Here is a 14,545-nt window from a genome sequence, read left to right on the forward strand (position 1 = left end):
GCTTCCGGCTGGAGCCCAAATGATTACCAGGACTTTGACACTGAGACGAGTGAGCGCAATCTGCGCGCTGCTACTGGTCGGAGCCTTGCTGCCGGCCCTCAACCCCGCGGCGGCGGCCGAAAGCGCCGCACATGGGCTCACCAACCTCGACCACCTCGACTTCCTGTACGACACCGTCAAGCCGCCAAGCCAGGAGGGCCACACCACCTACCGGTTGGCGGAGGAACCCGAGTTCGGCGTCGTCTGGGTGTACGCACAGCACAATTCCGACGGCGGCTACACCCGGGCTGGTGGAGGGTCGTACGACGCCGACTCCGACACCTGGGGCCAGGGCGCCTACTATCCCGGCGACGCGACCCGCGCGGCTGTTGCCTACCTGCGCCACTGGCGGATCCGCGAAGACCAGCACAGTCTCGACCGCGCGTACCAGTTGCTCCGCGGCGCGGCCTACATGCAGGAGGCCGGCGGCGCCAACCTCGGCAATTTCGAGCAGTGGATGCAGCCAGACGGCCGCATCAACCGTCAGTCGGTGCCCTTCGACGGAAATTCCGATAGGGAGAGTTATGCCAACGCCAGGGCCATCTGGGCCTTCGGCGAGGCGTACGACGTCTTCAAGGACCGTGACCCGGGATTCGCGCGGTTCCTGCAGGACCGGCTGGTCCTGTCCTTCGATTCCCTCGACCGCCAGAGCCTCAACCGGTACGGGCAGTACCACATCGTCGATGGCCTCAAATGGCCCAGCTGGTTCCTGGGCAAGTACGGCGTGAACTCTACTGCCGACCTGATGCAGGGCCTGGTTGCCTACGTCCACAGCACCGAGGATGCCGAGGACGCGAGCACCAGGCAGGTTCACGACCGGGCGCAGCACATGCTCGCCCAGTACGGCGAGGCCCTCAACGAAATGAGTCTCGGCGACGCCTACCAATGGCCGTTCGGGGCGATGATGAACAACGCCGCGTACCGGGCGCACTGGGCGGGCTGGGGAAACATGATGGCCGGCTCGCTCGCCGAGGCGGGCGCGCTGCTCGGCCGCCGCGACTGGATCAACACGGCCGTCGCGTCCGTGTCGACGTTCACACCGCACATGATGATCCAGGGTGGGCCGGACAACCAGTGGTCGCCCGCACCCGTGGGGCGCATCCAGTTCGGCTTCTCAGCCGATGACCTTGTCCAAAGCCTCTACCAGGTTGCTGTGGCGGCTGATCGTCCCGGTATCCGTGCCCTGGCCGGGTACGCCGCGAGCTGGTACTTCGGCAACAACTACGCCGGCCGGGCGATGTACAACCCCGACAATGGGGTGCTGTTCGACGGTCTGACCGGCGACGGCTACATCAACACCAACTCCGGCGCCGAGGTCTCCCACGCACTGATGTCGATGGAGCTGCTCGACCAGAATCCCGACCTGGCCAGGCGTGCGCTCACCGCGAAGCCGATGCAGCGGCACACCTGGCGGATGGTCGAAGCCGAAAGCGGGAAGCTTTCCGGCGCAGCGACAGTCAGCGACCCCTGCCCCTTCCTGTCCGGCGAAGGACAGTGCAGCGGGCGCAGCGTGACCCTCGACCCCGGCGGCCGGATTGACGTGACCGTCGAGCTACCCGCCAACGGCGAATACCTGGTGCTGCCGGTGGTCAACCGGGAACAAGTGCCGAAGGGTGAACTCGGCCTCGGGATCACCGCAGACGGCGCCCCGCTCGCCACTGTCGACCTCGGTGGCGCGGGAGACCGGGGCGTCACCAGCCGCCCGGGCTATCCCGACATCGTGACCGCCCAGGCAGTGACCGTACGGCAGAACCGTCTCGCGCTCTCCTTCACGCACGAAGGTGCGAGTGACCATCCGATCGCTTTCGACGCCGTCCTCGTCCAGCCCCTGGTCGAGGTGCAGACCGTCGGCGACTCCACCAGCGCACAGGCGCTGCTGCGCAGTTTCTCGCGTCAGTTCGAGACGCGAGAGGTGAGCCTGCCCACTGACAAGCTGGTAATAGCTCGCGCGTACGACGTGTCCGGCCGACTCGTCCGCACGGTGGTGGGGCGCTCGGGCACCGTCGAAGCCCCCGTCGCGCCGGGCGGCTTCACCCTGGTCTCCAGCGGTGCCTAGGAGGTGTTGGGTATGACGCGAACCAAGCGCGCACGAAGGTATCGTTACCTTTCGCCGGCGGCGGCGATGCTGGTCGTCCTGTCGGCGCCCGTGACCGCCAGAGCAGTGGTCAGTCCCGGCACGGGGCCGGCTTCGCAGTCCTCCACGGGGGAGTCGGCGAGCGCTGAGCCACCCACCGTTCAAGCGCTCAGGGACACCGGGCCGGACCAGCGCCGTTGGATGAGCCTTCCCGGCAGCCGGGTCGTCGTCAACCCCTACAACTTCAACCTGCTGGGGGCCAACCGAACACCGGGAATGGAGAAACCGACCGCGTACAGCAATGGCCCCCAGCTGCCAATGAACGTCGGCTACTACGTCGGCGACCGAGCGGAAGAGATCCCACAGGCAGCGTCTCTGTACATGCGGGACGGAGAACGTACACCGCGGCTGCGAAGCGCGCTCGACGACGACTTCAGCACCCTCAGCGGAGAGTGGGACGTCAGCCCGCAACTCTCCACCGAACTGATCGACGGGCAGGCGAAGCTGACTGTCCACGACACGATCGCCGCATCGATCTCCCGCTCTCTGGAGATCAACGTCGACCAGACCCCGTTCCTGCAGATCACGGTGCCCAGAACGGAAGGCAAGTGGTCGCTTCAGGTGAGGGACGGGGCGCAGTCGCCATTGATCTTCCTGCAGCGCGATACCGATCAGACGGGCGCCTTCACCTTCGATCTTCCAAGGGCCACGGGGTGGCACGGAACGAAGAGCTTTTGGCTCAGCTTCGTCGCGATCTACCAGGAGCGACCCACCTACCTGGATCACCTGCGCATCGTGGGCGTGGACTCTCCGATGCAGACTGCGGCCTCGTTCGAGACGGAGTGGCTGCCCGGCGAGCTGCCCTTCCACGCAACGTACCCGAATGGCGTGGCGCTCAGTGGCAGCGATGCGTTCCACGACCGTGACACGGTGGTCCGTTCGATCGACCTCCAGCCGTCGTCAGGCGAGGGTAACCCCGTCCCGGTCGTCACCGTGGCCGGCAAATTCGCCGGCAAACCCTCATGGGATCGGAAAAGCCGCACCCTGACGGTCACCTCAGCGGGCTACAGCTATGCGGTCAGCTTCTCCCTGCCACTGTCGGGGGAACCGCGCCTGTATCGGTCCGCCGTCGACTTCCTGCTCCAGAACCCCTCGCAGGAGGTGGACGGCGAAGGCTTCTGGTCGGTCGACATCCCGCTGCCAGTGGCCCGTCGATCTGGTCCGGCGGAGCTGGGCATGTCGATCGCCTTCGCGCCGGGCGACAACGCTGGCGCGCTCGCCCGGGAACGAGCGAGTCGACCTGTCCTCGACGGGACGTGGCGAGGCGCCGTAAGCGAGCAGACCCGCTTCTGGGACCGTCTTCTCGCCGGCGTCCCGCAGCCACACGACTTCGCCGTACATGGCGTCCCGGCGTCCGGAGTGACGCCGGACGAGGTGCGCCGTGAGTACTACACGGCGTGGGTTCACATCGCGTCGAATGTGCTGCCGCCGATGCCCGAGACCGGCTTCCACTATCCGCAGATCGCCAACGGGAAGGCGTCGCTCTGGAACTTCGGCGCTCCTGGCGCCAAGCCCTCCGCCCAGTGGGAAAGCGTCCTCGAGATGCAGTTTTTCGCCTACGTCGATCCCGACCTCGCATGGCAGGCGTACAAAGGGTTGCTCTCCTTGGTGAGCCACGACGGGGAGATGGGCGGTGAGAGCCTGCCCTCCCGCAAGGCGCAGACGGCTGACGTGCTGTACCGGCTCACGGGCGATCAGGCGTCGCTGCGCAGTGTCTATCCAGCGCTCAAACGTCATCTGCTGTGGGAACGGGACAATCCCCGATGGATCTGCTGCGGCGAGGATCCTGCGGTCGACTTCCCCAACGAGCGGGACTCGGACTTTGTCGTGTCGCTGCTGGTTGACATGCGCTACGCACGGGAAATCGCGGGCATCCTCAAGATTCCGGGCGAGGTGGAGTTCTGGAATCAACAACGTACCCAGCTGTTCGAGAACTACCTGCGCTGGCTCTGGCCCTCGACCAGCGACCCGGTGCAGTACCACTTCGTCGGCGAAGAGCGGTGCAACTATCGGGGCGACTGCCGTGGTAATGACCTCGACGTGGCGATCGGCCTGAACGTGGAATTGCTGGACAGCGAGCACGCCGCCGGTCTGACGAACCGGTTCGACGCCAGCTACGATCCCACCGACGATTTCGCGGGATTTACCGAGACCAGGTACCCCGAGTTTAGTCTCGCCAGCTATGGTCTACTCGCACACGGCATGCCGGAGCGGACCGCCGTCCTGGCCAACGCCTATCTTCGCGACATCGTGCGGGCGCACATGTTCGCCGAGAGCTATGTGCCCCACGAGGGAACCATCCGACCAACCGGTGTACGGCCTTCGTCATTTGCCGCCATGACGGTGATCGACGCGGTGTGGATGAAGAACGGGTACCGTGCAGATCTGGGCTGGCCACACTTCGTGGCTCTGCCCGGCGAGACCGGCGGTCTGGACGGGATCAGAATCCTTGGTCGGCGACTGAACGAAAACATCGCTCCCGCGGCGGCCGAGCTCCGCTTGTCCGGCAGTCTCATCAGTCCCGTCGAATCGTGCCAGCGACTTCGATTGCCCGTGGGCGAGACGATCGCCCTTCCGCAGCCCTGTATCGCTGGTCGTCAGCAACTTCCCGGGTGAACCGATGACCGATCGCAATACAAATCGGATTCACCCCATGGCACTCACTTGCCTGAACCGTCTGATCCACCCTGGTCCCGCCGTTACCTCGATGTGCGGGTCGACCACGCGTTCTTCGAAGAGGGAAGTAAACATGAGGACGACAAGAAACAGGACCGCCTGGGCGGCCACGATGATCCTGATGGCCGGTCTGCTGCAGGCCGCCAGCCCTGCCGCCCACGCACAGACCCCGCAGCCCGGGCGGCTGGCCAACCTCGACCACCTGAACTTCCTGTACGACACGGTGGACCCGCCGGAACAGGCCAACCACACCACCTATCGACTGGCGCAGGAACCCGATCTCGGGGTCGTGTGGGTGTACACCCAGCACAATCCAGACGACAGTTACACCCGGCTCGGCGGCGGTGTGTACGACGCACAGACGAAAACCTGGGGGCAGGGAACGTTCGACACCGACGACATCACCCGCAACGCGGTCGCCTACCTGCGGCACTGGCGCCTGAACGGCGACGACCACAGCCGCCAGCACGCCTATCAGTTGCTGCGCGGCACGGCGTACTTCCAGACACTCGCCGGACCCAACCGCGGCAACTTTGAAATCTGGATGCAACCGGACGGCACGCTGCAGCACGTGCAGAAGCCCCATGATGGCAACGACGAGCAGGCCAACTGGTCCCTGGCGCGTGGGATGTGGGCGTACGGCGAGGGATACGCCGCCTTCAAGAACAGCGACCCGGACTTCGCCGCTTTCCTCGCCGACCGGCTGGCCCTGTCCTTCGACGCGTTGGATCGCGAGGTGCTGGACAAGTACGGGCAGTACCAGGTCGTCGACGGGCTGCGCCGGCCCCGCTGGTTCATCCCGGGCTGCTACTGCGAGCCGTACGGCGACGCCGGTGCGACCGCCGACGCGATGCAGGGCCTGATCGCCTACCTGAAGGCCACCGTAGGAGCATCCGACGCCGGGACCCGGCGGCTGCGGGCCCGGGCCGAGAGGATCACCACCCAGTTCGCCGAGGGGCTCACGCAGATGGCGCTGGGCGATGCGTACACCTGGCCGTTCGGAGCTATCATGCCCAACCCCGGCTACCGCGCGGTTTGGCACGGCTGGGGCTCGATGATGCCCGGCGTACTGGCCGAGGCCGGGGCGGTGCTGCAGCGGCGGGACTGGGTCGAGGCCGCCGCGACGTCGATGGCCCGCTTCGCGCCTCACGTCCTCGCGCAGGGCGGCCCCGACGCCTTCTGGGCACCCACTCCGGCACTCAGGGTCCAGTGGGGATTTTCGGTGGACAGCTTGGTCCAGAACCTCTACAAGGTCGGGACCCTCGCGCACCGGGACAGCCTTCGTGACCTCGCCGGCCTTGCCGCCGCCTGGTACTTCGGGGACAACTACGGCTCGGCGCAGATGTACAGCCCGCAGACCGGGCGGCTGTTCGACGGTCTGGAAGGCAACGGCCGGGTGAACACCAACGCGGGCGCCGAGACCGCACACGCCGTGATGTCGATGCTGCTGCTCGACGCCAACCCCGACCTGGCGCGCCGCGCGCTCGCCTGGCGTCCCGGTGAGCGGTACACCTGGCAACAGGCCGAGGCGGAAGACGGAACCCGCTCCGGCGACACCACATTGAGCGAGTCCTGCCAGTTCGTGGTCGCCGAGGGCTGGTGCAGTGGCAAAGAGGTGATTCTGCGGCCCGGCGGCACGGTGCGGCTCACCGTCCAGGTGCCCCGGGACGGCCGTTACCTGTTGATGCCGGCCTTCACCCGGATGCAGATACCCACTGGTGCGGCCGCGCTGACGGTGTCGGCGAACAACGAACGGCTGGCGTCGGTAGACGTCGGTGGTGCGGGCGACAAGGGCGTCACCCCACAGCCCGGCTACCCCGACGTCGTCACGCTCGACAAGCCGGTCAACGCGACCCAGCGCCAGCTCACCATCGACATCGGATACGCCGGGCAGGCGGGCCACGAGATCCGACTGGACGGCGTTCTGGTCCAGCCCGCGGTGGAGTGGCATGTCGCGGGCGACACAAACGCCGCCCAAGCCCTGCTGCGTAGCTTTTCCCACAGCTGGGAGACGCGCCCGGTGTCCCTGCCCGACGACGGCCCGGTGACCGCGCGGGCGTACGACACCGCCGGCCGACTCGTCCGGACCGCGTACGGGCGCTCGGGCAGCGTCGACGCGCCGGTCCCACCAGGCGGGTTCACCGTCGTCACCAGCGAAGCCCTGACCGGGCGGAACTGACCGTACCGGCGTCTCGCTCTGCAGCCTCGACACAAACCCGGAGGGAACGTGGCAGACCTGACCGACGACGGACCCTGCTGGCTGACCAGTCGCAGCCACTGGCGGTGGCTGCAGAGTGAGACGGACCGCTTGTTGCGCTTCTACGAGCGCACATTGATCGACCCGTCCGGTGGCTACCACTGGCTCGGCTCCGACGGCCAACCGCTGCCGGGTCAACCCAAGTACCTCTGGCTGACCGCCCGGATGGTGCACTGCTTCGCCATCGCCGAACTGCTCGGTCGTCCAGGTGCGCACCACATCGTCGAGCACGGCCTCGCTTTCCTCGATGAAAACCTGCGCGACCGGCGGCACGGCGGGTGGTTGTGGTCCATCGGGCCGGGCGGCCCGCTCGACGATGCCAAGGACGGCTACGGCCACGCGTTCGTCCTGCTGGCGGCGAGCAGTGCCGTGCAGGCCGGGCACGCCCGGGCAATGGAACTGCTCGACGACGTCGCCGCCGTGATCGACTCTCGCTTCTGGGAGCAGAAACACGGCCTGTTCGCCGAGCGCTATCACCGGGACTGGAGCAACCCCGAGCCGTACCGGGGCGCGAACAGCAACATGCACATGACCGAGGCGCACCTCGCCGCCGCCGAGGCCACCGGCGATGGGATCTTCGTCGACCGGGCGACATCCGTGGTGCAGCGCCTCATCGGCGAGTTCGCGCCCCACAACGAGTGGCGGCTTCCGGAACACTACGACACCGCATGGAACATGCTCCCGGACTACAACCGGGACCAGCCGGGCAACCAGTTCCGCCCGTACGGCTCCACGATCGGGCACTGGCTGGAGTGGGCGAAGCTGCTGGTGCAGCTCTCCGCCGTGTACCCGGCGGGGCGGAGCTGGATGACCGAGTCTGCCGCCCGGCTGTTCGACCAGGCGACCATTGAGGGCTTCGATCCCGCCGACGGGGGATTTGTGTTCACCGTGGACTGGCATGGCCAGCCGGCCAACCTCGACCGCTATCACTGGGTGACCACGGAGGCGATCGGTGCGGCGGCATACCTGCACCGGGTCACCGGAGACCGATCGTACGAGCGGTGGTACCGCCGGTTCTGGGAGTACGCGCACCACCGTTTCATCGACCACGACCTCGGGGGATGGCATCACCAGCTCGACCGGAACCACCACCTGATGGACGACGTGTGGCAGGGGAAGCCCGACCTATACCACGCGCTTCAGGCCACCCTGGTGGCCCGGGTTCCAGCCGATCAAGGCATCGCGGCCGCGCTGCGCCAGGACCGACTCGACGAGCACGCCGAGACGTCCTGCTGTCCCTGACCCGCCGTTACCGCACCGCAAGACAGGAGCACCACCATGGTGAACAGGAGTAATTTCCCCTCCGGTCCGGCTGGCCACCACCTTTGGCCGGGGCGCCTGCTCGCGCCCACCCTGAGCCGTCGCGACCTGCTGCGCTATTCCGGACTGGTCGTCGCGGCCGGGACGCTGGGAACGTTCAGCGGGGCGCGTCCCGCCTCGGCCGCCGTGGTCGACCCGGTGAAAACCAAGCCGAGCTTGTACACGCCGCAGAAGGTCGCCGCGCTGCGCCGAAACATCGAGCAGTACGGCTGGGCGCGGGCGCTGCGCGACGAGCGGGTCAAGCAGGCCGCACCCTGGCTCGACAAGAGCGACGAGTGGCTGTGGAACAGCGTGACCGGTCAGGGCCTGCCACGCAGCTACGCGGTCAACGAGCCGCTCGGCTCGCCCACCAGCGGCACCGCCATCTACAAGTACGGCCGCCAGCCCTGGCGCGTCGACCCGTTCAACCGCCCCTGGAAGCTGGTCGACCCGATCAGCGGTGATGTGTTCCCCACCAACGACTTCGCCAAGTTCTATGCCTCGGGCCTGGACGAACAGGGCCAGTTCCACCGGGAGCGGGCTGACCGTAACCTGCTGATCAACGAACTGTACCCGGAGCGTGGCCCGAACTGGGGCGTCGACGACGGCTTCGGTTGGGTGGACGACAACGGCGACAAGTGGACGTTCGTCGCATACTACAACTTCTTTGTCGTCTGGTTCGCGGTGACCACGGCGCCCTCGCTGATCTGGGCCGGGCTGATCTATCTGCGGGACGCGTTCCTGTGCACCGGTGACCTGCGCTACGCGCACGCCGGCCTGATCCTGCTCGACCGGGTCGCCGACGTGTTCCCGGCGATGGACACCGGCGCATACCGTCGCCAGGACGGGTATCTGGTCTCCGACGGGCTGAGCGGGAAGGGCAAGGTGGTCGGCTCGATCTGGGACTGCGACCTGACCCGCGAGTTGCTCAGCGTCTACGACGCGTTCTTTCCGGCGATCGCCGAGACCGACGAGGCGGGCGTGGTGCCGTTCCTGTCCGAGCAGGCGCAGCGGTACGGGCTGCCGCCCAAGGACTCCCCGGCGGCCGTCCGCCGCAACATCGAGAACGGTCTCTACCGGGTGATCTTCCCGGCGGTCAAGGACGCGCAGATCCGCGGCAACTTCGGGATGCACCAGAGTGCCCTGGCGACGGCCGCGGTGGTGCTCGACGACCCGCAGGCGTCGAGGGAGTGGATCGACTGGATTTTCGCCAGCGGTGGCGTCGTATACGACCCCGACATCCGGCTCACCGGCGGCAACGTCTACGCCACACTGGTGGACGACGTCGACCGCGACGGCTTCGGCAACGAAGGGTCCGCGCAGTACGACCAGCTCTGGCTCAGTCAACTCCGCGGCGTCGCCGACATCCTGTCCGACTACGACGGCTATGACCGGGCGAACCTGTACGCGCACCCCAAGATGCGGAAACTCGTGGGTAGCCGACACCGAATTTGGATGCTCAACCGCTACACGCCGGGCATCGGCGACACCGGCCGTACCGGCCAACCGGATCTCTTCGCCGGGCCGAACGAGTACTTCGCCTACTTCGAGCGCTACGGCAACCCGGAATACGCGCAGATCACACATCTGCTCAGCAAGGGCGACATCGACTCCAGCTACGGCAGCCAGTTCAGTCTAGACGTCGCGGGCGCCCAGGATCTGATTCGTCAAATCGTCCATGATCGAGGCGAGCTGAACCTGCCAAGCGAAAACCTGACCGGATTCGGGTTCGCCGCCTTGCGGACCGGGCGAGCAGGCACGATGCGGGGTGCGTGGTCGTACTACGGCCGCAACCACGGCCACGGACATTCCGACGCGCTGAACCTCGGCTTGTACGGCGTTGGGGTAGACCTCGCCCCGGACCTCGGTTACCCGGAAACCGCCGACGGCAGCGCCCGCGAGGTGGAGTGGCAGCACAACACCATCGCCCACAACACGGTGGTGGTCGACGCGAGCCGCCAGCAGCAACACTGGGTCGGGCGTCCGCAGGGCCTCGCCGTCACGGATCGGGTCAGGATGTTCGATATCGCCGCGCCCGAGGTGTATCCGCAGACCAGCAGCTACCGGCGAATGACCGCGATGGTCGACATCGATGAGACGAACTCGTACTACGTCGATGTATTCCGCGTCGTTGGCGGCGAGCAGCACCACTTTTCCTTCCATGGCGCGGATGGCCCCGCGAGCGTCCAGGGTCTGTCGCTGACGCCACAGTCGACCGGAACCTACGCCGGCGCGGACGTGCAGCCGCCACCCGACAACTCGCGGGCCCGTCCGAACGCCAACGGGTTCGACTGGCTGTTCAACGTGGAGCGCGACGGGTCGCCGAGTCCCGTGTTCAGCGTCGACTGGGCGGTGCGGGACACCTGGGACGTCCACGAGACCGATCCCGATCTGCACCTACGGCTCACCATGCTCACCGCCGTGGACGACGTGGCGCTGGCCGACGGCATACCGGCGCGCAACCAGCCCGGCAATCCGAAGAAGCTGCGCTATCTGATCGCCCACCGTTCCGGTACGAAATTGGCCACCCAGTTCGTGTCCCTGCTGGAACCGTACGTCGGGACTCGGTCGGTACGGTCGGTGCGTCTCGTACCGGTGACGGCGATGACCGGCGCCGTCGCCGAGCACGAGGCGGTCGCGGTCCGCGTGGAGCTGGTCAACGGGCGGATCGACTACGTGGTGAGCTGTGCTGAGCCGGACGTGCTGCTGCGCGTGGACGACCGTTTCCTGTTCCGCGGATCGTTCGGCGTCTACTCATTGCGGGACGGCGAACCGGAATACGCCTGCCATCACGACGGGACCATGCTCGGTCCACTGCCGCAGCTGTCCGCCGGTCACGGCGCGATCATTGGAAAGCTCGCCGACTTCACCCGGGAGCTGTCGACATCCAATCAGTTGGTGGTGACGCTCGATCGGACGTTGTCCCACGGCGAACAACCCGCCGAGTTAGAAGGCTGCTACATCTACATCTACGTCGACAACGACGGCGAGCGTAACGCCAGCTATCAAATCGTGGCCGCCCATTTGGACGACGACACCCGACTGGTGCTCGACATCCACCCGGAACTCCCCGGCCCCGACGGCAGGATCGCCGGAAGCGGAGGTGCCGCCGGCAACCGCCACCGGATCGAGCTCCTGCTGAACAGCCGCCGATTCCGGCCGTGGGCCGTCAGGTCCGGCGCAGCCGCGCCACAGCAGGAGCGCGGCGCCGAGGACGACGGTGACGACGGGGATCGTCAGGGCGGCCGGCCAGGGGCCGCGCTGTGGGCGGCCGGCGTGCCGGACGGTCAGGTCGGGCAGCAGGCCGGTGGCGAGCTGCAGGTCGAACACCTGGCAGGTCTGCATGCCCAGTTCACAGCTGTCGCCCGGGTCGAAGCGGGACAGTGTCCGGCGGGTGCCGGCGCCGAGCTGCACCTCGGTCAGCGACAGCTGCCCCGCGGCGTTCGCGGTCGCGGCGACCACGCTGCCCGCCGAGCGCCAGCCGAGGAGCTGCACGACGTCCTGGATCGGCGCCGGCGGCGGTGTGCCGCCGTCGGTGATGGCGACGAAGTCGACGTTGCCGGCGATCGACAGGAACACACCATGGTTGGTGTTGCCGCCGGTGGTGCCGTTGAATGGCCCCTCCGAGAGCCAGGGCACGGTGGCGAGGAACCTGCCGTCCGGCGACCAGCCGACGTTGGCGGCCAGCTCGCGCCCGGCCGTGATGTGGACGCTGCCGGACTCGCGGCCGTCGAGGTCGACGAGGTGGACCTCCTGACCGACCTGTACGGCGAGCCGGCGGCTGTCCGGCGCGAACGCCGCCGTCCACGCTGGTTTGATCGCCGGCACCTCGGTGCTGCGTCCGGTCGACAGGTCGAGCAGCCGCAGCGTGCCGGTGCGGGCCACCTCGGGTTCGACGAAGTTGACGCTGCCGAACTCGCCGGAGCGGGTGAGGGGGGCGGCGCTGTACGCGACGTGGCGGCCGTCGGGGGACCAGGCCAGCAGCCGCACGCGGACCGGGCCGCCGAGCGGAATCGACCGGCGCTTGCCGGTGGTCAGGTCGACGAGGACCAGGTCGCCGGTCGCGCCGCGGTCGTCGCCGAGCAGCACGCGGGTGCCGTCCGGGGCGAGCAGCGCCGACGGGCGGTTGCGCTCCTGCAGGGCGTCGACCTGCCGGTACGTGTCCCGGTCGGCCCCGACGACCAGCGGCTGGAACATGTTGAACAGTTCGCCGTTGCCGTAGCCGTAGAGGGCGATCGCGCGGCCGGGCGGGGCCTTGGTGACGGTGCTGGTGAGCAGCGAGTACCCGGCGAAGCGGTCCGGCAGGCCGGGCTTCTTCGACGGGGCGCCCGGCTGGGCAGGAAGCGGCACGCCGGGCACGACCAGGACGGCGAGGGCGAGCACGACGACCGCCCACACCGCGGCGGTGCCGATCCGCCGGCGGCGGGCCGAGCGGCGGCCCAGGGTGAGCACGGTGTCCAGGTAGCCGGCCGGCATCGGCGGCGCCGGCTCGTCCGGCAGGGTGGCGAACAGGTCTCTCATGGGATGTCCGACCCTCCCGGCACGTAGTTCGGCAGCAGGCGTCGCAGCGCCGCGATGGCGTACGACGTCTGGCTCTTGACGGTCCCGGTCGAGCAGCCCAGCGCCGCCGCGGTCTGGGCGACGTCGAGGCCCTCCCAGTAGCGCAGGACCAGCACCGCGCGCTGCCCGCGGGACAGCTTGGCGAGCGCGGCCAGCAGGTCGATGCGGTGCTCGGCGCCGGTCAGCGGCGTAGCCGAGGGCCCGGCCACGTCGGCGGCGGGGCGGACCCGGCGGGTCCACGTGCGCTCCCGCTCGGCCAGGTAGGCGTGGACCAGCATCGCCCGAACGTAGGCGTCGATCGAGTCCGCCGCCGACGCCTTCCGCCAGTGCCGGTACAGCGCGACGAGACACTCCTGCACCAGATCGTCAGCGGCCGACCACTCTGCGCACAACCTGTAGGCAAGCCGCCGCAGCGACGGCGTGCGCGCCTGCACGTAGTCGACGTATTCCCGTTCATCCCGCAACCCGACCTCCCAGCAACACTATGAGTGGTCCGGGACCCGATTCGGTTGTGGCCTCAACGAACCCGGGCCGGAGTACTAGGGTGCGGTGGTGGATCTGCTGCGGCATCTGCGGCACTTCGTGGTGGTCGCCCGGGAGCTGCACTTCGGGCGGGCGGCGGAGGCGTTGGGGATGGCGCAGCCGCCGCTGAGCCAGTCGATCCAGCGGTTGGAGCGGGAACTCCAGGTCGAGCTCTTCGACCGGTCCCGGCGGCAGGTCCGGCTCACCACCGCCGGTCAGCTGCTGCTCGGCGAGGCCGACGAGCTGCTCGCCGGGGAGCAGCGGCTGCGCAACCTCATCCACCAGGTACGCCGGGGGGCGCTGGGCGTGCTGCGGGCCGGCGTACCGCCGGAGACCCCGGCGGTGACGCTGCGCGTGCTGCTGGACCGGCTCGCCGCCGAGGCGCCCGGGCTGGAGGTCGACCTGCACGAGCTGACCAGCGCCGAGCAGGTCCGGATGCTCGCCGAGGGCGGGCTCGACGCGGGCCTGCTGCACCACCCGGTGGACTCGGCCGGGCTGCGGTTCGGCCCGGCGGTCGACGTACCGCTGGGGGTGCTGCTGCCGCGGGCCTCGCCGCTGGCCCGGGGCCGGCAGGTCGACCTGGCCGAGCTGGCCGGGCTGGATCTGGTCACCGCGCCTCCGGCGACCGCGCCCGGCCTGCACGACCACGTCCTGGCGGTGTGCCGGCGGCACGGCTTCACGCCCGGTCGGGTCCGGCACGCCCGCAACCCGGAGTTCCTCTTCGGCCTGGTGCTGGCGGGCGGCGCGGTGGCCATCGAGCCGGAGGCGCTGGCCCGCCGGGAGCCCCGGATCGCCTGGCGGCCGGTGGTCGGGAATCCGCTGGTGAAGCGAACCTCGGCGGCCTGGCCGGACCGTTCGGCGCACCCGGCCGCGCCGATGTTCGGGCAGCTCGCGGCCGAGGTGCTGGCGGTGGCCGAGCCGGCGCTCGCCCCGCCGATCCCGTCGGTGGCCCGGCCGTGGCCGGTCCTCTTCGAGGCCGGTCAAGCGCCGACCGGCTGAGCGACCGAAGGAGACCCTTGTCGCAGATCACCCGCAAACCGCTGTGACGAAGCGGCGCC

The 14,545-nt window shown here is 68.4% G+C and carries 7 protein-coding genes; 6 read left to right on the forward strand and 1 reads right to left on the reverse strand.

Annotated features, from left to right (window positions below; translation table 11 throughout):
- Positions 1 to 49 precede the first annotated feature (49 nt).
- From JNW87_RS00690 to JNW87_RS00710, 5 genes are read left to right on the forward strand one after another with little or no spacing between them, the layout of a single operon-like run.
- Positions 50 to 2,095, forward strand: a complete 2,046-nt coding sequence (locus JNW87_RS00690) for a hypothetical protein (protein WP_109805423.1) — start codon at positions 50 to 52, stop codon at positions 2,093 to 2,095.
- A 12-nt stretch (positions 2,096 to 2,107) separates the two neighbouring features.
- Entirely contained in the window at positions 2,108 to 4,789 is a 2,682-nt protein-coding gene (locus JNW87_RS00695; protein WP_238452703.1) for a hypothetical protein, read from the forward strand.
- A gap of 4 nt (positions 4,790 to 4,793) precedes the next feature.
- Positions 4,794 to 7,028 (forward strand): hypothetical protein, encoded by a 2,235-nt coding sequence (locus JNW87_RS00700; RefSeq protein WP_238452704.1) that lies wholly within the window; start codon positions 4,794 to 4,796, stop codon positions 7,026 to 7,028.
- Positions 7,029 to 7,076: 48 nt separating this feature from the next.
- Positions 7,077 to 8,348: an AGE family epimerase/isomerase gene (locus JNW87_RS00705; protein WP_109805426.1), complete on the forward strand. Its 1,272-nt coding sequence runs from the start codon at positions 7,077 to 7,079 to the stop codon at positions 8,346 to 8,348.
- Between the two features lie 36 nt (positions 8,349 to 8,384).
- Positions 8,385 to 12,953 (forward strand): heparinase II/III family protein, encoded by a 4,569-nt coding sequence (locus tag JNW87_RS00710; protein ID WP_238452705.1) that lies wholly within the window; start codon positions 8,385 to 8,387, stop codon positions 12,951 to 12,953.
- Here JNW87_RS00710 and JNW87_RS00715 read toward each other — a convergent pair.
- Positions 12,923 to 13,429, reverse strand: coding sequence for a SigE family RNA polymerase sigma factor (locus JNW87_RS00715; RefSeq protein ID WP_109802807.1), 507 nt, complete (start codon positions 13,427 to 13,429; stop codon positions 12,923 to 12,925). The two genes, JNW87_RS00710 and JNW87_RS00715, sit on opposite strands and share 31 nt — an antisense overlap.
- A gap of 88 nt (positions 13,430 to 13,517) precedes the next feature.
- Between JNW87_RS00715 and JNW87_RS00720 the strand changes: the two genes are divergently transcribed.
- Complete coding sequence (locus tag JNW87_RS00720) at positions 13,518 to 14,486, forward strand: LysR family transcriptional regulator (protein WP_109802866.1); 969 nt, start codon at positions 13,518 to 13,520, stop codon at positions 14,484 to 14,486.
- The last annotated feature ends 59 nt before the right edge of the window (positions 14,487 to 14,545 follow it).

It is taken from the genome of Micromonospora sp. ATA51 (assembly GCF_016802855.1).
GTDB lineage: Bacteria > Actinomycetota > Actinomycetes > Mycobacteriales > Micromonosporaceae > Micromonospora > Micromonospora sicca.